Origin of the sequence: Pseudorhodoplanes sp., assembly GCF_050250235.1 — a bacterium.
Lineage (GTDB): Bacteria > Pseudomonadota > Alphaproteobacteria > Rhizobiales > Xanthobacteraceae > Pseudorhodoplanes.
In genome coordinates, this window is record NZ_JBFWPA010000015.1 from 70,280 (window position 1) to 88,818 (window position 18,539).

Genomic DNA, 18,539 nt, shown 5'->3' on the forward strand with positions numbered 1-18,539 from the left:
GCGCAACCCTCAATCCTCCTGCACTGGTCGCTTGTCCGGCAGTTTCGCCGGGGGTGGCGGCGGCGTCTGCCCGTAGAGACGCACATAGACCGGCAGCGACAGCGACACGAGCACAAAGCGCGCGACGTGGTGCGCGCCGACAAAGATGGGGTCGAGGTGCAATGCCAGCGCGAGGATCATCATCGCATCCAGGCCACCCGGGGCATACGACACCACGACATCCGCGAGTTGAAGCCTGAGCAGCCAGGCGGCCGCCGCCGCAAATACCGCGACGGTCAGCACGGCGACCGAGAAGGCTCCGAGCGCCGCAACGATGTATCGCGCGAGCAGCTTCAGGTCGGTATTGGCAAAGCGCGAGCCAATCAGCGCTCCAAGCCCCACCATCGCGGCATTGACGACCCACCAGGGCATGACGGCATGGATCAGGCCGGTTCCGTGCAGCACGGCGGAGGCCAGCATGGCGCCGAAAATATAGCCTCCCGGAAACCGCACGGCATGGGCGAGCAGCGCGGTGAGACTGGATGCGACCACAAGGATGGCGATTTCGCCGAGCGAATCGGTGACCGCGAAGACCCGCGACGGCGGTCCGGACGGCACCATGCCGGCGAGCGCGAGCCCTCCGGGCACGAAGGCGATCAGGATTGCGGCCCGGATGCTCTGCACGATCGCGATCCCGCGCAGGTCCGAATGATACTGGGTCGCGTAGACGATCACCTGGGACAGCGCGCCGGGCGCCGCACCGAACAGCGCGGACAGCATGTCCCAGCCATGCACGGTGCGCAGATAGAAGGCACTCGCGAAGGTGGCAGCGGTCATGGCGAGACAGAGAAGAACGACGCTCAGCGGCCAGACCGCGATGCCGCGCAGGGTTTCGGGGGTGACCGCTCCGCCTAGCGAAATGCCGATCAGCACGAACACCACCCGCGCGAACGGCGCGGGCACGTGAACCGGGCGGCCGCCGAGCGCCGCTACGGCGACGAAAATCATCGCGCCAGACAGCCAGCCGACCGGGACTCCGAGGAAGCTGAAAATGGCGCCGCCGACGATGCCGAGCAGAAGCGTTTCGCCGAGCCGGCGAAGGCTATCGCGGGAGCCGAGCGTCATCGGTCGGTTATGTCCATTCCGCGGCATCTATCAAGGCAGGTACCGCAACCCATATATGTCCGCAGCCTTGATTGCCCTTTCCTTGGGCGCGCGTGTATGGTCGCGGCCCTTTTGCCGGATTCCTTATGGCCCGTGACCAGATCGACATGACGCCGGTCGAGAGCCGCGACGAACTCGTCGCATGGCTCGAATCGGGCTGCAAGCCGAAGCCGGAATGGCGGATCGGCACCGAGCACGAGAAATTCCCGTTCACGGTGCACCGTCACGATCCGGTGCCCTATGACGGCCCGCGCGGCATCCGCGCGCTGCTCGAAGGCATGCAGCTTCTGCTCGGCTGGGAACCGATCATGGAGCGTGACAACATCATCGGGCTGTACGACGTGACCGGCGGCGGCGCCATCTCGCTCGAACCCGGCGGCCAGTTCGAACTGTCCGGCGCTCCGCTGGAGAATGTGCACCAGACCTGCACCGAACTGATGGCGCATCTGGCCCAGGTGCGCGAAGTGGCACGCCCGCTCGGCATCGGATTCCTGGGCCTCGGCATGAATCCGAAATGGACTCGGAGCCAGATTCCCACGATGCCGAAGGGCCGCTACCGCATCATGACGCAATACATGCCGAAGGTGGGCAATCTCGGTCTGGACATGATGTACCGCACCTGCACGGTCCAGACCAATCTCGATTTCTCTTCCGAAGCCGACATGGTCAAGAAGCTGCGCGTGTCGCTCGCGCTGCAGCCGGTTGCGACCGCACTGTTCGCGAACTCGCCCTTCACCGAAGGCAAGCCGAACGGCTTTCTTTCCTTCCGCTCCGAGGTCTGGCGCGACACCGATCCGGACCGCTCGGGCATGCTGCCCTGGGCGTTCGAGGACGGCATGGGCTTTGAACGCTGGGTCGATTACGCGCTCGACGTGCCGATGTATTTCGTCAAGCGCGGCGACGACTACATCGACGTGTCCGGTCTGTCGTTTCGCGACCTGTTCGCCGGCAGGCTGAAGGAATTGCCGGGCGAGCGGGCCACCATTTCGGACTGGGCGAACCACATCTCCACGATCTTCCCCGAGGTGCGGCTGAAACGCTATCTCGAAATGCGCGGCGCCGATGGCGGGCCGTGGCGCCGCCTGCCGGCGCTGCCGGCTTACTGGGTCGGCATCCTCTATGACGATGCGTCTCTCGATGCCGCCTGGGATCTCGTCAAGGACTGGAGCGCGCAGGAGCGGCAGAAGCTGCGCGACGATGTGCCGGTGCAGGGTTTCGCCGCGACCATCCGCAATCGCGGCATGCTGTCGCTTGCGGAAGAGACGCTGAAACTCGCCCGCGAAGGGCTGACCCGCCGGCGCCGTCGCAATGCCGGCGGTGAGGACGAAACCAAATATCTCGAACCGCTGGACGAACTCGTCTCGCGCGGCGCAACGCCTGCGGAGGAATTGCTCGCGAAGTATCACGGGCCGTGGGGGGGCACGGTCGAACCGGTGTTCAGCGAGTATGCGTATTGATGGCCAGGTCCACGCCCGCGACCACCGCGCTCGAGAAAGCCGGAATCGGCTTCACGCTTCATGAATATGACTACGATCCGAATGCCGCGCGCATCGGCATGCAGGCCGCGGAGGCGCTCGGAATTGCGCCGGAGCGCCTGCTGAAGACGCTGATGGCGAAGGCCGGCCAGTCCGTGGTGTGCGTTCTTGTCCCTTCCGACAAGGAGGTCAGCCTGAAGCGGCTCGCGGCCGCGGCCGGTGCCAAGGATTGCGCGATGATGCCGCCAGCCGAAGCCGAACGGTTCACGGGCTACCACGTGGGCGGAATTTCGCCGCTCGGACAGAGAAAACGCGCAAGCACCTTCATCGAGCGGGCTGCGCTTTCGCACGCAACACTGCTTGTCAATGGCGGGCGCCGCGGCCTGCAGATCGAGATCATGCCATCGGATCTCGTGCGCGCGACCGCGGCGAAGGCAGCCGACCTGTGCTGAGCCGTTCCAGGATCACCCCGTTCGATATCACGCTCTATGTCACCGTCGTCCTGGCCTGGGGATTCGCCTGGATCGCGATTCATTTCCAGATCGGTGCCGTGCCACCGGATGTTTCGATCGTCTGGCGCTTTCTGCTTGCGGGCATCGTCACGGTCGCAATCGCCGCCGCATGGGGCGAGCGGCTCGGCTACGGTCTGCGCGAGCACGCAATGTTCGGTGCGCTCGGGGTAACGCTGTTCTCGGTCAACTTCCTGTTCTACTACCACGCCGCCGAGACATTGCCGTCCGGCCTGCTGTCGATCATCTTTTCGCTGGTCCTGTTCATCAATGTCGGGTTCGGCGCGATGTTCCTGAAGGCGCCGATCGACCGTCGCGTGCTTGCGGGCGGCGTTCTGGGCGTGTTCGGAATGACGGCAATGTTCTACCCGCAATTTGCCGCACACGACTTTCCGGTCGGGGCGCTGATCGCGCTCGGCCTCGCCCTCATCGGCACCGTCTTCTTTTGCGCCGGCAGCATCGTCTCCGCCCTGCTGTCGCGCCGCGAGGTTTCGGTCTTCGCGGCAAACGGTTATGCCATGCTGTACGGAACCGCCGCGACCGCTGCCTATACGCTTGCGCGCGGCAATTCCTTCACCATCGAATGGCGGTTCACCTATATCGCAGGCCTGATCTATCTCGCGCTGATCGCGTCCGTGGTCGCCTTCTGGAGCTATCTGACGCTGGTCAAGCGCATCGGTGCCGATCGCGCAGGCTATGTGACGGTGCTTTCACCCATCCTGGCGCTGGCGGTCTCGACGGTGTTCGAGAATTTCCGATGGGATGCCATGGCGGTACTGGGGCTTGCCGCCGTGCTCGCGGGAAACGTGCTGGTGCTGCGGCCGGCGAAAAGATAGGCCTCGTCATTCAACCGGGGTTCGCTATTCGGCGGCCCGCGCGGCCTCCGACAGGTTGTCGAGTGACGAAATGATGTGCTCGGCGAGCGCATCGGCAAGCGCCGAGCTTTCATGCGGGTTGCGCACGAGGCCCACGCGGCAATAGGGCAGTTCCGGAAAACCGTCGCCGGGCGTCAGTACGCGCATGCCCGGCCGCAGGGTCGATTCCGGAACCACCGACACCGCAAGGCCCGAGAGCACGGCCGCGACATAAGCGCCGGCATTCGAACTCGTATAGATGACGCGGTGCGGGCGCCCGATCCCTTCCAGACATTGGAGCGCCGTGCGGCGCCATGAGCAGCTTTGCTTGCCGAGCGCGAGTGGCAGAGGATTTTCCGTATGCGTCGCGTGCCGCACCGAGGTGACCCAGAGCAGCCGCTCCTGCCGGAACGGCTCGGCACTGCGCTGGCTCTCGGTGGTGGTGATGATGGCGAGATCGAGGTCGTTGGCATCGATCCGGCGCAGCAGATCGACCGAGGGCTCGCACAGCACGGTCAGTTCGACACCCGGATAGGCCCGCGAGAAGCGCGCCATGATTTCCGGCAGATAGCGATCGGCATAGTCGTCGGGCACGCCAAGGCGCACGCGGCCGGAGAGTTCGGGGCCGGAAAAGGCCGCCAGCGCCTCCAGATTGAGCTTCACGATGCGGCGCGCGTAATCGAGCAGGCGCTCGCCGTCTTCGGTGAGCTTGGACGCGCGCCCGTCGCGCGCAAAGATCGGTTTGCCGAGACGCTCCTCCAGCCGCTTCATCTGCATGGAAACTGCGGACTGGGTCTTGTGCACGACCTCCGCTGCCTTGGTGAAACTTCCGGTCTCCGCAATCGCGATGAAGGTCCGGAGCTGGTCGATATCGATCAGAACGGTCATGGCACGTCGCCGGACGGGGCGCCTTCTCATCATCAACTGTGATGCGTGATATTATAAACATTCGTTTCACTTATCAATGGAGCGGTGACATATCAGATTTCGTTCAAAGCATTCGGGCCGGAAATCGGGTCGCGCGGGGTGAGGTCCTGGCGCGAAAAGGAACCGATCCCGGATCGAGCCGACAGGAGCTTTCCATGGCCGCGACTTGCCGTTTCCAGCCGATCCACAGACAACGTCGGGAACCCGCGCTGGTCCGTTCGACCTTCGCATTGGTTCTGAACGGAATGCGGAAATTCGCGCGCGCCCTGAAGAACCGGCGTCGCGCCGGTATGCTTGCCGGACTCGACGACCGCATGCTTGCCGATATTGGCCTCACTCGCAGCGACTTGCGGGATGCCTATGCCGAGCCGCTCTGGCGCGACCCCACTGACATGCTGGCCGGCCGGGCCCGCGACAAGCGCTGCAACCGCCACGTCGGCATGGCGCGCCTGCCGGTTCCCGCGCCCGGCATCGTTCCCGAAGACGGCTTTGCCGCGGCCGGCCGCGCCGCGCGCCCAGCCCTCTGACCGTCCGACCGGCCCTGCCCAGCCGGCCGACCGATCCGCCTGGCGTGTGTCCCCTCGCACGACGCGGATCAAGCGCCCGCCCGGTCCTCCTGGCGGGCGCTTTATCGCGCGCTTCCGAACGGAAGGTTCAGCGCCTTCTGGGTGATGCCGCGCCGATCCTTGACCACGCCGATCGGCACGCCGAACCGTTCGATCGTCGCGATCACCCGTCCGTCGACCAGCCGGTCGCAATTCATCTGGCTCGGCGCGATGAAAAAGTCCGCCTCCAGCCAGCCCGGCGAAGCCTGCAGCCGCTTGTCGGCATAATTCTCGAAGGCGAATTTCTCCCCGCAAACGCCTACCGTGTAGACCCGTTGCGACTTTTCGTTCGCGAGGCCGAGATACTCATGGAGGGCACGCACCGCGTGCGGCATCACGTTGACCCAATAATCCATCTCGTAGCGCCGCGACGCGCCTTCGAGTCCGCCGACCAGCGCGTTGTAGTCCATGTATTCGTAGGGATGCAGCCGCACCAGCACGCTTGCGTTCCAGGCGAAGGCCGCGGCAAGCACCGACGCTACAGTCGCGGCGAGCCAGCGCCGTGGCGACAGCGCGGTCAACAGCGCATCAAATCCGATCCCTGCGAGCACCGCGAGCAGCGGCACCACGAACATGAAATGCCGCATGCCGGTAAAGGCCGGACCCTCCATGATCGATTCCGCGGCAACCGGAAACAATGCGGCAAAGGCAACGAACGCAATCTCGACCTGTCGTCTCGGCACATGCGATACGCCGCCGCGCATCAGCGTCCAGACCAGCACCGCAAGCGCGCAGAGCGCTCCGGCATGGACCACCAGCGGAATCTTGATGGCGAGATAGAACGGGACATACCACCAGGGTACATCCGCCATCCGGTAGACATCACCCGCGACGATGGTGCGGATCTCGTAATGGAAATGCGCGAACGAAAAAATCGCGCGTAGCGGGTTGAGCGGGGCCAGCGATGCCCACGGCCAGGCCGCAATCATGATGAGGTAGCCGATCAGCGCGGCCGGCGCGAGCCGCAGCGCACACCGCGCCAGAAAAACCGACCCATCGGCGACGCGCAGCGGGCGCGGGACCGACAGCAGCACGACCACACCGGCATATCCGATCAGCAGAAGCCCCATGGCCCGCAGCCCGGTTGCGGCGCCCAGCATGACGCCGAAGCCGATGACATCGCGCCAGCGCGGCGCCGGCAGATCGCGCCCGGCGCGCAACAGAAAATAGACCCCCCAGATCATGGCGGCAGCGAACGGAATATCCTTGGTGTGATTGAACATGCCGCCGAAATAGGGCCCGCAGATCGCAAGCGCGATCAGGGCGATCAGGCCCGCGCGCGGCCCGGCCACGAGGCGCGCGGTCGCGAAGGCGCCGGCGATCCCTGCGATGCCGATCATCGCCGACAGAAAATGCCGGATCAGGAAGACGTCGAACGGCAGGATATTGGCGGCACCGACCGCAACAATGTCGAACAGGCCGCCATACAGATAGAGGTTCTTGTAATTGAACAGCGCGCTGTCGCGGAACCCGCTGACATAGTAATTGACGATCAGTTCGCCGTAGCGGTGCTGAACCTCTTCGTCGTTGGAAATCCCGTAGTCACGAAAGAGCAGGATCGCGAGCACGACGAACCCGGCCAGAACCGCAAGCGACACGCGATCGGTATTCGACCGCCATCTGGCCACTTCGGCTTCCCGTTCCATTTCGAATTTCTGCCGTGCCGCACGCGAATTGTCATGCTGCTGTGCACAATCCCCGCTTTTCACGGTCCTCGCGGCCTGCGTTCACGTCTTCGCGTCCGCAGCAATCCCTGCTCGCAAGGGAAAGGTGGAAACCCTAACATGGACGAAAGGGTGGATTCTCCATTTTGGGACAGGGAATGAACCGGCGCCTTGCGACGCTCGTAATCTGTCTGATGGCGCTTGTTTCAGGGGGTGGTGCGGCTCATGCGCAGGTCGGCTTTGACCGGCCCGGGGCCGATTATGCGAGCGCGCCCGTCCGCGGCGGCGATCCGGCAACCTGCGCGGCGCGCTGCGAGCGCGACAATCGGTGCCGCGCCTGGAGCTTTTCCTATCCGCGAACCATCGCCCGCGACGCCATGTGCCGGCTCAAGAACAAGGTTACGGCAGCGAAGCAAGACAATTGCTGCGTCTCCGGCGTTCGCGGCGCGGCCCTGATCGAGCCGAAAACCGGCCCGCGCGAAATCTCGATCGACCGCTACGGCGGCGACTATCGCTCGTTCGACATTGCGGCCGACCCGACCGGCACATCCTGTGCGAAGGCATGCCAGGCCGACGGCAAGTGCCGTGCCTTCACGTATATTCGTCCCGGCTATGCCGGCGCGTCGGCCCGCTGCAACCTGAAGGATCGGATCACGCGGCCGCGCCGCAAACCATGCTGCATCTCCGGCGTTGTCCGGTAACCGGAAAAGCGAGAACGAAAGGAGACACCATGAAAGCGAATCTTCTGGCCGCGGGCGTGGTTGCGATCGCCTGTGGCGGCGCAGCCGCTCACCATGGCTGGGGCAGCTACGATGCCTCCAGGCCGATCACGGTGACGGGCGCGATCCAGACGCTGAAATACGAGAATCCGCACGCCACCATCACGGTGAAGGCGCCCGACAGGGTCTGGACGGTCACGCTGGCGCCGACCTTCCGCATGATCAATCGGGGTGCGGGCAAGGACATGGTTGCGATCGGCAAGACCGTGTCGGCCTACGGCTATGCGTCGACCGCCGAGAAGGACGAGATGCGGGCCGAACGGATCACGGTGGACGGCAAGACCGTCGAGTTGCGCTGATGACCGATGCGGCGCCGGCGATCTTCGTCGCCATCGAGGGATCGGCGTTTGCCGCCGCCGTGCGCCAATCGCCGTATGCCTATATGGCGGCGAATGTCGCGCATATCCTGTCGCTGATGGTGTTCTTCGGCGCGGTCGCGGTCATGGACCTGCGGCTCGCCGGCTTCTTCCCGACCACCTGGCCGGGCAGCCTGCTGCGGCGGGCGCGGCTGTTGGCGATCCTCGGCTTCATCGGGCTGGTTGCCTCCGGCTCGGTGCTGTTCGTCGCCGAAGCGAGCCATATCGTTCTGAACACGGTGTTTCAGGTGAAGCTCGCGCTGATCGGACTGGGACTGATCAACATAGTCTGGTTCGAGTATTTCATCGCGGACCAGGTGCGGGACCTGCAGCCGCACACGCCGCTGCCGGGCAACGCCCGATTCGTCGGCGTGACGTCACTCGCCATCTGGTTCGCGGTTGCCGCCTGCGGACGCCTGATTGCGTATTTCTGACGAAGATGCCGTGCCAGCCAGATCGGCGGCGCGACAGATGAATCGCGCCAGCGTCAACCCGTCCCGCCGACCGTGATCCGGTCCATGCGCAGGGTCGGCTGGCCGACACCGACCGGCACACCCTGCCCGTTCTTGCCGCAGGTCCCGATGCCGTGATCGAGCGCCATGTCATTGCCGACCATGCTGATGCGATGCAGGTCGGTCGGACCATTGCCGATCAGCATGGCGCCTTTCACCGGCGCGCCGATCTTGCCGTTCTCGATCCGGTAGGCCTCGGTGCACTGGAACACATACTTGCCCGAGGTGATGTCGACCTGCCCGCCGCCGAAATTCACCGCATAGATGCCGTTCTTCACCGAGGCGATGATCTCGCCCGGCTCGCGGTCGCCACCCAGCATGTAGGTGTTGGTCATGCGCGGCATCGGCACATGCGCATAGGATTCGCGCCGCCCGTTGCCGGTCGGCTTCATGTCCATCAGCCGCGCGTTCTGCCGGTCCTGCATGTAGCCGACGAGCTTGCCGTCCTCGATCAGCACGGTCTTGCTGGTCGGGGTGCCTTCGTCGTCGATCGACAGCGAGCCGCGCCGGGACTGGATGGTGCCGTCGTCGAGCACCGTGACGCCCTTGGCCGCGACCTGCTGGCCCATCAGCCCGGCAAACGCCGACGTCCGCTTGCGGTTGAAATCGCCCTCGAGGCCATGCCCGACCGCTTCGTGCAGCATGACGCCGGGCCAGCCGGCCGCCAGCACCACATCCATCTCGCCCGCCGGCGCCGGCACCGATTCGAGATTCACCAGCGCCTGCCGGACCGCGTCGTCGACCGCGCCGCGCCAGGCCTGCGTTTCGATGAAGCGGGCATAGCCCTCGCGGCCGCCATAGCCATGGCCGCCGGTTTCCTGCCGGTCGCCCTCGCCCGCGACGATCGACACATTGATGCGCACCATCGGGCGGATGTCGCGATAGATCTCGCCATCGGCGCGCAGGATTTCCACGATCTGCCAGGACGCGCCGAGGCTGGCGCTCACCTGCCGCACCCGCGGATCCTTCGCCCGGGCATAGGCGTCGATCTCCTGCAGGAGCCTGACCTTGGCCTCGAAGCCGGGCGCGTCGAGCGGGTTGTCGTCGCTGTAGAGCCTGACATTGGTCCGGCCGGGTGAGGCGGAATAGGAGCCGGTGTACCCGCCCTTGACCGCGCGCACCGCATCGGCGGCCCGCACCAGCGCCGCTTCGGACAGGTCGGAGGCGTGGGCATACCCCACCGCCTCGTCCTTGACGGCGCGCAGGCCGAAACCCTGCGCGGTGTCGTAGGTCGCCTGTTTCAGGCGGCCGTTGTCGAAGCCGAGCGCCTCGGACTGGCGGTATTCGAGGAAGAGTTCACCATCGTCGGCGCCGTCGAGGCCCGACGAAACGATGGATTTGACGCGCGTGCGGTCGAGGCCGGCGCGGTCGATGAGGGAAGCGGTGGGGGATGTGTCGGTCATGCCGGCAAGATAGGGCCGAGATGCCGGAAGTGCGAGCCTCCGCCGGCCTTCATTGATTTTGGTTGGATCAAATCACCCGCTCGTCCCCGCCAACGGGTCCGCGCGAAGCGCGGCCCGATGACAGGCTCCGGCGGGGACCCAGAGAAAAGACTGGATTCCCGCTTTCGCGGGAATGAGCGGAGATCTTGGTTTCACTACGGCCGCTCCCGCTCCCGCATCCGCGCATGCTCGCGCCAGCGCCGCGACCGGCGGCTGCCGCGCGGCGGCAGGTCCTTTTCGGGCGGCCGCGCGCGATTGGCCAGAAAATCCTCGACCGCCGCGCGCGGCGCGCGGGAAAGGGTCACGCCGCCGATGCAAAGCTCCGCGATCGGGCGAAACGCAGCCACCGGCTCCATCTCGCCCGGCTGACGTTTCGGCCGGCGGCGGGGCTCGGCGGCGAGCCGCGCCATATTGAGAAGTTCCAGCGCCTCGCCGAGCTTGACCGGGTCGACGGGATCGACGCCCGCGCCCTCCTCCAGTTCGCGGAGATGGCGCTCGGCAAGCGCCTGCAGGCGCGCGCCCAGCATGCGGCGCTTGAGCTTCAGGGTGGCGCGCGCCGCCGGTATCGTGTCGCAGGCGCGCGGCGCAAAGGGCGGCCGCTTCCAGCCGCCGTCGCGCTTCCAGTTGGAGATGCTGCCAGTGCTGACGCCGGTGCGGGCGGCAATCTGGCGGTAATTCAGCGTGGTCTGCTCGATCAGCCGGCGCACCGCCGCGACCGCGGCGTCGGTTTGCGGCTGCCGCGGCCCGTATCGCCCGACGATGGCGGGCGGTTTCTCAGGATCGGGCCGCACGCGGAGCCGGAGGACCGGGGAAGAAGGGTGAAAGGGGTAAAGGCGCATGAGAGGAATATAAACCTAGATGCACTGGATTGCAAGAAGGTAGAAAATGATTCTCAATAAAACGAATTGAAAGAATAATATTTCTCAAAATTCCACAAAGCGTTGCCTGTTTCGGATATTGCGTTTACGTTGCTAATGCGTACAGCGCTCCCCTTAGGTCAGGAACCGAATCATGAGTGCACTACTCGATCGACCGACAACCTTGCCCTCAAAGGAAGACGCAGCACTTGCGCAAGAGGCAAGCCGGGTAATTTCCAAGGCTCAACCTGAGGAATTGCGCGTCCGATTGGGGGATCAGGAACTCGTGCTGCCTAAGGCGGCTACGCGACTTATTCAGCATCTCCTTACCGAGATGTCGCTTGGCAACGCTGTGACTATAATTCCGATACATGCGGAACTGACCACTCAAGAAGCGGCAGATTTCCTCAATGTGTCGCGGCCGCATGTCGTTAAGCTGCTTGAGCAAAAGAAAATCCAGTTCCACATGGTGGGAACGCATCGCCGCATTCGCTTTGATGACCTGGTAAAATACAAACGCAATGCGGAAGCGGAACGCCGCGAGGTTATGCAGGAGCTAGCCACGCAGGCCCAAGAACTGGGGATGGGCTATTAAACCATCGAGCTACACCGTCGTCCTCGACGCATGCGTCCTCTATCCAGCTCCGTTACGTGATCTCCTTATGGAGCTTGCCGCAGGGGGGCTTTACCGCGCCAAGTGGACCTCACGCATTCATGAAGAATGGACTAGAAATGTCCTCGAAAACCGCCCCGACATAACCAAGGAGCAACTGGAAAGAACGGTACGTTTGATGAATAAGGCCGCACCAGACGCGAATGTTGAAAACTCTGACACTCTTAAACCAGCGTTGTCATTGCCAGACAAAGACGATTGCCATGTCCTGGCGGCTGCTATTCATTGCAAGGCAGCGGGCATAGTCACTTTCAACCTAAAGCACTTCCCCGAAAGCGCTCTCTCCCCCTACGAGATCATCGCTCAGCATCCGGACGAATTTCTTTATCACCAAATTGGCCTGGATCAGGCTGGCGTTCTCAACGGCGTTCGCCGTATCCGCGAACGTTTAAAAAACCCTCCAATTACAGCAAAAGAATACCTGGAAACGCTCGAAGCTCAAGGATTGCCGGCAACAACAGGCTGGCTGCGAGACTACGCCACCATACTCTAAAACTGCCGACCTCGCTTTTTTCACGAGCCATAAAAAAGAAAGTAGCTGCGGTTTACTTTGCTTGATGCTCCCACACAGCCAGCTCGGGAATAAGCATTTGGCCTGCACCTTTGGCAAGCGTCAGACCAGAATTGCAAATGGTTGCGCCTTCGCCGCCAACGATGCTGATGTCTCCCAACTGGTCAGGAAGCGGATCAGGCCGAATGTATTCTATTGCACATTTCACGCCACTGGCCTGAAGCCTCTTCATTCCCAACGTGACTGCTCTGCAGCCGCTCAACGGTAATGTCACCGCGAATTGTTCGTCGAGATGAAGGAGGCAACCGCCAAAACTCATATTCAAGCGAGTTAGCCTTATTGCGTTAGATCGACGTATTTCAATCTGAGCTCCATATCGGCCCTTCGTCGTAAAAATGGAAATCTTACTTCCTTGCGTGCGAATATCGTGAAGTCCATCGGAAAAAGTGAGTTCGTTATCAATGATACGCAACAACGGCCGCCCTGCCTGATCAAAAATTTGAGCGGAAAGAGAGAGGACAGGAACTTCCGAGATGGTTTCTTGCAAGAAGCCAACTGAAAGCAGCGAGTGTCCATCAATTAGAATTAGATCGGTCGGTACCGAAGTGCAATCAAACAACGCTGCACCTATCTCAATATCCAGGCTACGACCGCTGAGTTTGAGGTTGTAATGCGGCGGGCGGATATTGGAGTTTTCCTGAACGCGCCTGTATGCACTCAAGACTTGCTGCTTCGACAATAAACCTCGCGTGACTTCAGCGTGGTGCGTCGGGCAAAGCAGACAAATGCGATCAGGGTCGTGCGCGCTCGCATCGCTGAAAGGCGGATCAATATGTTCGTATTCGCAAATTAGGCCTCGGCAAATCACGCATCCGAATTTAGAACGCCTACGAACGTCCAGCTTGATGTCTTGGGGAATTGTTCGCGCCAAACCGTGACGATTGATCATGCGCCTGCGTGTCCCGGTCGGAACAAACCTTACGCTAAGTTCTAATCTAGGCCGCATGCGTCGTTAAGCGCATAACGGGCATTCATCATTGCCAAGCTCCCCGCGCCCGATTCAAGCCCGTATCAGTCGGTTTCACCGACGCAAGTCGTAGACGGCCTGCAGATTGAGCCAGAATTGCGCACTGGTCCTGAACCAGTGCCCCAGGCGCAAGGCGGTGTCTCCGGTGATCGCGCGCTTGCCCCGGATGACCTGCGTGATGCGGTTCGGCGGCACCGCGATCTGGCGCGACAGCTCGGTCGGTGTCACGCCGATGTCTTCAAGCTCGCCGGCCAGAATCTCGCCGGGGTGAATGGCGGGGCGGGGCATTGTCGTTGTCCTCCTTGGTCTGGTGGTGGTCGCGCCTTCCCGCTGCCACGGTCCGGGTCTCATAACACACGCCATGCCCGACGACTCGCATTCCACCCCTCCCCGCCTGTCGCGCCGCGGCCTGCTGCGCGGGACGGCGGCTTCCGCAGTCGCAGCCGCGCCGGCCTTCGCCTCCGGCAGTCCACCGCCGATGGAGCGCTACCGGATCGTGCGCCCGGCGCGCAACGTCGGCGATTTTCCGATGGTTGGCCTCGACGGCTCGACCAGCCGGTTCTCCCGCTTCCGGGGAAAGGTCGTCCTCATGAATCTCTGGGCGACATGGTGTCCGGCATGCCGGGTCGAATTGCCCGCACTCGACCGCCTGCAACAGACCATGGGGCGCAGCGGTCTTCAGGTGATCGCGGTGTCGGTCGATCGCGGCGACCGCCGGGCCGTGCAGCGATACGTCCGCGACCGCAGCATCCGGAATCTTCCTGTCTTCGTCGACCCGGAGGCGCGCATCGCCCATTCCGAGGGGAGCGCCGACCGCAACGCTCCATTCGCCCTCTACGGAATGCCGATTTCCTACGTCATCAGCCGGTCGGGCGATATTCAGGGCTACGTACTGGGCGAAGCCGACTGGACCTCAGATGCCGCGCGAAACCTTCTGACTTATTACCTCCAGCACGCGTAGCTCGGATGGAGCGCAGCGCAATCCGGGTCTCTTGCGCATCGTAAAGCTGCCCGGACTTCGCTTCACTCCATCCGGACTACGGCCCTGGCACGATGCCTACGGCAGCTTGTCGAAGCCCTCGCCGAAGCCCTTCAGCGCCATCGGGAAGCCGATTCCCTCTTCCGGGGTCTGGAAGATGATGAAGGTTGCGGTCGTTCCGGAGCGCAACTGCTTGGTCAAATTATCGTCCATCACCACCTCGGCGACACAGCCATTGGGCAGGCAGCGGACGAAGCCGGCGCGGCCGATATCGGTATTGTCGACCTTGAGGCCCAGGCCGGACGGCAGCAGGACGCCCAGCGGGGCGATCACCCGCATCAGGCGGCTCTTGTTGTCGGCGGTCTTCAGCACGATGACCGTGAGCCCGATATTGGCCCGGTCTTCCGCGGTGACGCTCTGGATCAGCGCGCATTGCTCGGCCTGCGCGCCGGGCGGGGTGTCGCAGCGGATCTGCCAGTCGGCATGGACCGACTTCACCGCGCCCTGCGCTCCGGCATACCCGGTCTGCAAAAGCAGGAGGGCAAGAATGCCGGCAAACCGGACGAGTCCGGCAAGTCCAGTGGCTTGCCCCGAATGTAGCCCCGTGTCAGGTCCCGCATGTCGTGAAATCACCATGTCACCGTCCGGGCTGATGATGGCCGCGTTCGCGCAACGGTCGTCGCCGAGCCGAATCGCCGTCCGCGGCCGATGGGCAAGCGTGGCACCACGCGCGCCGCGCGCTGTCAAGCACCGACAGAACGGTGAAAAAGTGCCCTTTTCTGGCCGGAAATGTACAATTTCGACCCGCCTGCCGGATAGGCAGAATGTCTCATTATTTCAATGTGGAGGCGCATTGCGAGGCGGGCCGAATTATGGTTTGAGAAGCCGGGATTTTCCCCGAAATCCTGCCGCGCGTTGCAGCTTTCGCAGGCCCGAATGGTGTCCTGGCGATGCGCGCGCAATCAGGCTGCCGCCGGCCGCAGGGCAAGGGCCGGCATGCCGCGACGGCCGATTTGTCGAAGGAGCGAAAACGACATGCGGGTGCAGAAATTCCTGATCGCAGCGGCAATAGCCGCGGCGACCCTTGTTCCGGTTGCGGCAATGGCCGGCCTCGGGCAGCCCTCGCCCTGGCAGATCGGCTTCCAGCAGGCGGCTTCGCCGATCATGGAGACCATCACCTGGTTCCATGATTTCCTGCTGATCATCATCACCCTGATTACCGTTTTCGTGCTCGCGCTGCTGCTGATCGTGATCTTCAAGTTCAATGCGCGCGCCAACCCGATCCCGTCAAAGACCACGCACAACACGCTGATCGAGGTCGCCTGGACGGTGATCCCGGTGATCATCCTGGTCGCGATCGCGATTCCCTCATTCCGCCTGCTGTTCGACCAGTTGACCATCCCGCCGGCCGACGTGACCATCAAGGCCACCGGCAAGCAATGGTTCTGGACCTACGACTATCCGGACAACGGCTTTTCCTTCGATTCGCTGATGCTGCAGGATGCCGACCGCAAGCCCGACCAGCCGCGCCTGCTCGCGGTCGACAATGAGGTGGTGGTCCCGGTCAACAAGGTTGTCCGGATGCAGGTGATCGGCGCCGACGTGATCCATGCCTTCGCGGTGCCGTCCTTCGGCATCAAGATCGACGCCGTGCCCGGCCGCCTCAACGAGACCTGGTTCCGCGCCACCCGCGAGGGGGTCTATTACGGACAATGCTCGGAATTGTGCGGCAAGGACCACGCCTATATGCCGATCACGGTCCGGGTGGTGAACGACCGCGACTACGCCGCCTGGCTCGATCAGGCGAAGAAGAAATTCGCCTACCGACCCGATCCGCAGGACGGCCTGGCCGTCGCCGCGCAGGACGCGCCGAACGCACGATAACCCGGCTGATGGCTATACATATATTGAAACGCGAATATGTGTGCTAGCCTGAGCAACCGGACAAAGAGGACTGAAGGGTAAGACCATGGCAGCCACGCCGCACACCGATGCCCATGCCGACCATCAGGCGCATGACGCGCATGACCACCCGACCGGATGGCGGCGCTTCGTGTATTCGACGAACCACAAGGACATCGGCACGATGTACCTGGTGTTCGCGATCATCGCGGGCGTGATCGGCGGCGTGCTGTCGATCGCGATGCGGCTCGAATTGCAGCAGCCCGGCATGCAAATATTCGCCGACGCGCATATGTTTAATGTCTTCACGACCGCGCACGGGCTGATCATGATCTTCTTCATGGTCATGCCGGCGATGATCGGCGGCTTTGGCAACTGGATCGTGCCGCTGATGATCGGCGCACCGGACATGGCCTTCCCGCGCATGAACAACATATCGTTCTGGCTGCTGCCGGCCTCGTTCACCCTGCTCCTGATCTCGCTGTTCGTGGAGGGCGAACCGGGTGCTCCGGGCGTCGGTGGCGGCTGGACGCTCTATGCTCCGCTCTCGACAACCGGCCATCCGGGACCGGCGGTCGACTTCGCCATCCTGTCGCTGCATCTGGCAGGCGCCTCATCGATCCTCGGGGCCATCAACTTCATCACCACGATCTTCAACATGCGCGCGCCGGGCATGACGCTGCACAAGATGCCGCTGTTCGTGTGGTCGATCCTGGTGACGGTGTTTCTGCTGCTGCTGGCGCTACCGGTGCTGGCCGGCGCCATCACGATGCTGCTGACCGACCGCAATTTCGGCACCACTTTCTTTTCGCCCGATGGCGGCGGCGACCCGATCCTGTACCAGCACCTGTTCTGGTTCTTCGGTCATCCAGAGGTCTACATTCTGATCCTTCCGGGCTTCGGCATTGCCAGCCAGATCATTGCGACCTTCGCGCGCAAGCCGGTGTTCGGCTATCTCGGCATGGCCTATGCCATGGTCGCAATCGGCGGTATCGGCTTCGTGGTGTGGGCGCACCACATGTACACGGTCGGCATGAACACCGCGACGCAGGCTTATTTCGTCGCCGCAACCATGGTGATCGCGGTGCCGACCGGCGTGAAAATCTTCTCCTGGATCGCCACCATGTGGGGCGGTTCGATCGAGTTCCGAACGCCGATGCTGTGGGCGGTTGGCATGATCTTTCTGTTCACGGTCGGCGGTGTGACCGGAGTCGTGCTGGCCAATGCCGGTGTCGACCGCTCGATGCACGACACCTATTATGTCGTCGCACACTTCCACTACGTGCTGTCGATGGGTGCGGTCTTCACCATCTTCGCCGGCTGGTATTACTGGTTCCCGAAAATCACCGGGTATATGTACAACGAGACCATCGGCAAGCTGCATTTCTGGGTGACGTTCATCGGCGTCAACATCCTGTTCTTCCCGCAGCACTTCCTCGGCCTCGCCGGCATGCCCCGCCGCATCGCCGATTATCCGGATGCCTATTCCGGATGGAATTTCGTGTCCTCGATCGGTTCCTACATTTCAGCGGTTGGCCTGCTGATCTTCTTCTACGGGCTTGCGGTTTCATTCTCGCGCAAGGAAAAGGCTGCGGACAATCCGTGGGGTCCCGGCGCGACCACGCTGGAATGGACACTGTCGTCGCCGCCGCCGTTCCATCAGTTTGAAGTCTTGCCGAAGATCAAGTGATCTTCCGGATGATCTTCATCAAGTGATCGCTGACAATGCCGATTGAAACCAAGATCGCACACCTGCACTTGCCGCTCCCCGCGGCAAAGGCGGTTGCGTATCCGGAACCCAGCCTGGCCACGCCGCGCGACTATTTCGAGTTGCTGAAGCCGCGCGTGATGTCGCTCGTCGTGTTCACGGCTCTCGTCGGCATGGTGGCCGCGCCTGGCGAAATCAATCCGGTGATCGGCTTCACGGCCCTGATCTTCATCGCAATGGGCGCCGGCGCGTCCGGCGCGCTCAACATGTGGTACGAAGCCGATATCGACGCCAAGATGTCGCGCACCGCCAAGCGCCCGATCCCGCAGGGGATCATCGCACGCGGCGAAGTTCTCGGCTTTGCGCTGTTTCTCGCCGTGCTCTCGGTGGTTGCTCTGGGATTGCTCGTCAATCTTCTGTCGGCCTGTCTGCTCGCCTTCACCATCGTCTTCTACGCCGTGATCTACTCGGTCTGGCTGAAGCCTTCGACGCCGCAGAATATCGTGATCGGTGGCGCCGCCGGCGCATTCCCCCCGGTGATCGGCTGGGCCGCCGCGAGCGGCACGGTAGCGCTTGAGCCGGTCGTGATGTTTCTGATCATCTTTGTCTGGACGCC

Annotated in this window: 21 protein-coding genes; 13 read left to right on the forward strand and 8 right to left on the reverse strand. The window is 63.0% G+C overall.

Annotated elements, in window-relative coordinates; all coding sequences use genetic code 11:
• Nucleotides 1-9: 9 nt before the first annotated feature.
• On the reverse strand, nucleotides 10-1,104 hold the full coding sequence (locus tag AB7F49_RS09675; RefSeq protein WP_428521694.1) for an AbrB family transcriptional regulator: 1,095 nt from the start codon (nucleotides 1,102-1,104) through the stop codon (nucleotides 10-12).
• 125 nt (nucleotides 1,105-1,229) lie between these two features.
• Between AB7F49_RS09675 and AB7F49_RS09680 the strand changes: the two genes are divergently transcribed.
• Genes AB7F49_RS09680 through AB7F49_RS09690 form a run of 3 tightly spaced genes read left to right on the forward strand, consistent with a single transcriptional unit; the run spans nucleotide 1,230 to nucleotide 3,963 of the window.
• Nucleotides 1,230-2,600 (forward strand): glutamate--cysteine ligase, encoded by a 1,371-nt coding sequence (locus AB7F49_RS09680; RefSeq protein ID WP_428521696.1) that lies wholly within the window; start codon nucleotides 1,230-1,232, stop codon nucleotides 2,598-2,600.
• Nucleotides 2,600-3,070 carry a Cys-tRNA(Pro) deacylase gene (gene ybaK, locus AB7F49_RS09685; RefSeq protein WP_428521698.1) on the forward strand — a complete coding sequence of 157 codons (471 nt, stop codon included), beginning with the start codon at nucleotides 2,600-2,602 and terminating at the stop codon, nucleotides 3,068-3,070. The genes AB7F49_RS09680 and ybaK overlap by 1 nt, the downstream gene beginning before the upstream one ends.
• Nucleotides 3,064-3,963, forward strand: a complete 900-nt coding sequence (locus AB7F49_RS09690; RefSeq protein ID WP_428521700.1) for a DMT family transporter — start codon at nucleotides 3,064-3,066, stop codon at nucleotides 3,961-3,963. Before ybaK ends, AB7F49_RS09690 begins: the two co-directional genes overlap by 7 nt.
• A gap of 24 nt (nucleotides 3,964-3,987) precedes the next feature.
• On the opposite strand, the gene AB7F49_RS09695 is transcribed toward AB7F49_RS09690, so the two are convergent.
• On the reverse strand, nucleotides 3,988-4,869 hold the full coding sequence (locus AB7F49_RS09695; protein WP_428521702.1) for a LysR substrate-binding domain-containing protein: 882 nt from the start codon (nucleotides 4,867-4,869) through the stop codon (nucleotides 3,988-3,990).
• Nucleotides 4,870-5,063: 194 nt separating this feature from the next.
• Here AB7F49_RS09695 and AB7F49_RS09700 point away from each other — a divergent pair, with 194 nt between their 5' ends.
• On the forward strand, nucleotides 5,064-5,435 hold the full coding sequence (locus tag AB7F49_RS09700) for a DUF1127 domain-containing protein (RefSeq protein ID WP_428521704.1): 372 nt from the start codon (nucleotides 5,064-5,066) through the stop codon (nucleotides 5,433-5,435).
• A gap of 101 nt (nucleotides 5,436-5,536) precedes the next feature.
• Here AB7F49_RS09700 and AB7F49_RS09705 read toward each other — a convergent pair whose 3' ends face one another.
• Nucleotides 5,537-7,159, reverse strand: a complete 1,623-nt coding sequence (locus AB7F49_RS09705; RefSeq protein ID WP_428521706.1) for a glycosyltransferase family 39 protein — start codon at nucleotides 7,157-7,159, stop codon at nucleotides 5,537-5,539.
• Between the two features lie 176 nt (nucleotides 7,160-7,335).
• On the opposite strand from AB7F49_RS09705, the gene AB7F49_RS09710 reads away from it, so the two are divergent.
• The 3 genes from AB7F49_RS09710 to AB7F49_RS09720 are packed head-to-tail and all read left to right on the forward strand — an operon-like array spanning nucleotide 7,336 to nucleotide 8,746.
• Nucleotides 7,336-7,878 (forward strand): PAN domain-containing protein, encoded by a 543-nt coding sequence (locus AB7F49_RS09710; protein WP_428521708.1) that lies wholly within the window; start codon nucleotides 7,336-7,338, stop codon nucleotides 7,876-7,878.
• 29 nt (nucleotides 7,879-7,907) lie between these two features.
• Nucleotides 7,908-8,255 carry a DUF6152 family protein gene (locus AB7F49_RS09715; RefSeq protein WP_428521710.1) on the forward strand — a complete coding sequence of 116 codons (348 nt, stop codon included), beginning with the start codon at nucleotides 7,908-7,910 and terminating at the stop codon, nucleotides 8,253-8,255.
• The gene (locus AB7F49_RS09720; protein WP_428521712.1) at nucleotides 8,255-8,746 is read left to right on the forward strand and encodes a DUF6644 family protein; all 492 of its coding nucleotides are present in this window, start codon (nucleotides 8,255-8,257) and stop codon (nucleotides 8,744-8,746) included. Before AB7F49_RS09715 ends, AB7F49_RS09720 begins: the two co-directional genes overlap by 1 nt.
• 53 nt (nucleotides 8,747-8,799) lie before the next feature.
• Here the strand turns inward: AB7F49_RS09720 and tldD are convergent, their stop codons facing one another.
• Nucleotides 8,800-10,227, reverse strand: a complete 1,428-nt coding sequence (tldD, locus tag AB7F49_RS09725) for a metalloprotease TldD (RefSeq protein ID WP_428521714.1) — start codon at nucleotides 10,225-10,227, stop codon at nucleotides 8,800-8,802.
• A 194-nt stretch (nucleotides 10,228-10,421) separates the two neighbouring features.
• Nucleotides 10,422-11,105: a hypothetical protein gene (locus AB7F49_RS09730; RefSeq protein WP_428521716.1), complete on the reverse strand. Its 684-nt coding sequence runs from the start codon at nucleotides 11,103-11,105 to the stop codon at nucleotides 10,422-10,424.
• A gap of 172 nt (nucleotides 11,106-11,277) precedes the next feature.
• On the opposite strand from AB7F49_RS09730, the gene AB7F49_RS09735 reads away from it, so the two are divergent.
• Entirely contained in the window at nucleotides 11,278-11,718 is a 441-nt protein-coding gene (locus AB7F49_RS09735; RefSeq protein ID WP_428521718.1) for a helix-turn-helix domain-containing protein, read from the forward strand.
• Nucleotides 11,714-12,289, forward strand: a complete 576-nt coding sequence (locus AB7F49_RS09740; RefSeq protein ID WP_428521740.1) for a PIN domain-containing protein — start codon at nucleotides 11,714-11,716, stop codon at nucleotides 12,287-12,289. Before AB7F49_RS09735 ends, AB7F49_RS09740 begins: the two co-directional genes overlap by 5 nt.
• Before the next feature lie 52 nt (nucleotides 12,290-12,341).
• Here the strand turns inward: AB7F49_RS09740 and AB7F49_RS09745 are convergent, their stop codons facing one another.
• Nucleotides 12,342-13,256, reverse strand: a complete 915-nt coding sequence (locus tag AB7F49_RS09745) for a hypothetical protein (RefSeq protein ID WP_428521720.1) — start codon at nucleotides 13,254-13,256, stop codon at nucleotides 12,342-12,344.
• A 132-nt stretch (nucleotides 13,257-13,388) separates the two neighbouring features.
• Complete coding sequence (locus AB7F49_RS09750) at nucleotides 13,389-13,622, reverse strand: HigA family addiction module antitoxin (protein WP_428521722.1); 234 nt, start codon at nucleotides 13,620-13,622, stop codon at nucleotides 13,389-13,391.
• 73 nt (nucleotides 13,623-13,695) lie between these two features.
• On the opposite strand from AB7F49_RS09750, the gene AB7F49_RS09755 reads away from it, so the two are divergent.
• Nucleotides 13,696-14,295, forward strand: coding sequence for a TlpA disulfide reductase family protein (locus AB7F49_RS09755; RefSeq protein WP_428521724.1), 600 nt, complete (start codon nucleotides 13,696-13,698; stop codon nucleotides 14,293-14,295).
• 96 nt (nucleotides 14,296-14,391) lie between these two features.
• Here AB7F49_RS09755 and AB7F49_RS09760 read toward each other — a convergent pair whose 3' ends face one another.
• Nucleotides 14,392-14,949, reverse strand: a complete 558-nt coding sequence (locus AB7F49_RS09760; protein ID WP_428521726.1) for an invasion associated locus B family protein — start codon at nucleotides 14,947-14,949, stop codon at nucleotides 14,392-14,394.
• Nucleotides 14,950-15,348: 399 nt separating this feature from the next.
• On the opposite strand from AB7F49_RS09760, the gene coxB reads away from it, so the two are divergent.
• The 3 genes from coxB to cyoE form a co-directional block, all read left to right on the forward strand.
• The gene (gene coxB, locus AB7F49_RS09765) at nucleotides 15,349-16,197 is read left to right on the forward strand and encodes a cytochrome c oxidase subunit II (RefSeq protein WP_428521728.1); all 849 of its coding nucleotides are present in this window, start codon (nucleotides 15,349-15,351) and stop codon (nucleotides 16,195-16,197) included.
• Nucleotides 16,198-16,282: 85 nt separating this feature from the next.
• Nucleotides 16,283-17,905 carry a cytochrome c oxidase subunit I gene (ctaD, locus tag AB7F49_RS09770; RefSeq protein WP_428521731.1) on the forward strand — a complete coding sequence of 541 codons (1,623 nt, stop codon included), beginning with the start codon at nucleotides 16,283-16,285 and terminating at the stop codon, nucleotides 17,903-17,905.
• Nucleotides 17,906-17,940: 35 nt separating this feature from the next.
• Nucleotides 17,941-18,539 (forward strand): heme o synthase (gene cyoE, locus AB7F49_RS09775; RefSeq protein WP_428521732.1); only part of this gene is annotated, 599 nt, incomplete at its 3' end.

Excerpts from the sequence above, each read along its gene's own strand:
- AB7F49_RS09675 (WP_428521694.1), bottom strand. The coding sequence starts at position 1,104 with ATGACGCTCGGCTCCCGCGATAGCCTTCGCCGGCTCGGCGAAACGCTT.
- AB7F49_RS09680 (WP_428521696.1), top strand. The coding sequence starts at position 1,230 with ATGGCCCGTGACCAGATCGACATGACGCCGGTCGAGAGCCGCGACGAA.
- ybaK (WP_428521698.1), top strand. The coding sequence starts at position 2,600 with ATGGCCAGGTCCACGCCCGCGACCACCGCGCTCGAGAAAGCCGGAATC.
- AB7F49_RS09695 (WP_428521702.1), bottom strand. The coding sequence starts at position 4,869 with ATGACCGTTCTGATCGATATCGACCAGCTCCGGACCTTCATCGCGATT.
- AB7F49_RS09700 (WP_428521704.1), top strand. The coding sequence starts at position 5,064 with ATGGCCGCGACTTGCCGTTTCCAGCCGATCCACAGACAACGTCGGGAA.
- AB7F49_RS09705 (WP_428521706.1), bottom strand. The coding sequence starts at position 7,159 with ATGGAACGGGAAGCCGAAGTGGCCAGATGGCGGTCGAATACCGATCGC.
- AB7F49_RS09710 (WP_428521708.1), top strand. The coding sequence starts at position 7,336 with ATGAACCGGCGCCTTGCGACGCTCGTAATCTGTCTGATGGCGCTTGTT.
- AB7F49_RS09715 (WP_428521710.1), top strand. The coding sequence starts at position 7,908 with ATGAAAGCGAATCTTCTGGCCGCGGGCGTGGTTGCGATCGCCTGTGGC.
- AB7F49_RS09720 (WP_428521712.1), top strand. The coding sequence starts at position 8,255 with ATGACCGATGCGGCGCCGGCGATCTTCGTCGCCATCGAGGGATCGGCG.
- tldD (WP_428521714.1), bottom strand. The coding sequence starts at position 10,227 with ATGACCGACACATCCCCCACCGCTTCCCTCATCGACCGCGCCGGCCTC.
- AB7F49_RS09730 (WP_428521716.1), bottom strand. The coding sequence starts at position 11,105 with ATGCGCCTTTACCCCTTTCACCCTTCTTCCCCGGTCCTCCGGCTCCGC.
- AB7F49_RS09735 (WP_428521718.1), top strand. The coding sequence starts at position 11,278 with ATGAGTGCACTACTCGATCGACCGACAACCTTGCCCTCAAAGGAAGAC.
- AB7F49_RS09745 (WP_428521720.1), bottom strand. The coding sequence starts at position 13,256 with ATGATCAATCGTCACGGTTTGGCGCGAACAATTCCCCAAGACATCAAG.
- AB7F49_RS09750 (WP_428521722.1), bottom strand. The coding sequence starts at position 13,622 with ATGCCCCGCCCCGCCATTCACCCCGGCGAGATTCTGGCCGGCGAGCTT.
- AB7F49_RS09755 (WP_428521724.1), top strand. The coding sequence starts at position 13,696 with ATGCCCGACGACTCGCATTCCACCCCTCCCCGCCTGTCGCGCCGCGGC.
- AB7F49_RS09760 (WP_428521726.1), bottom strand. The coding sequence starts at position 14,949 with ATGGTGATTTCACGACATGCGGGACCTGACACGGGGCTACATTCGGGG.
- coxB (WP_428521728.1), top strand. The coding sequence starts at position 15,349 with ATGCGGGTGCAGAAATTCCTGATCGCAGCGGCAATAGCCGCGGCGACC.
- ctaD (WP_428521731.1), top strand. The coding sequence starts at position 16,283 with ATGGCAGCCACGCCGCACACCGATGCCCATGCCGACCATCAGGCGCAT.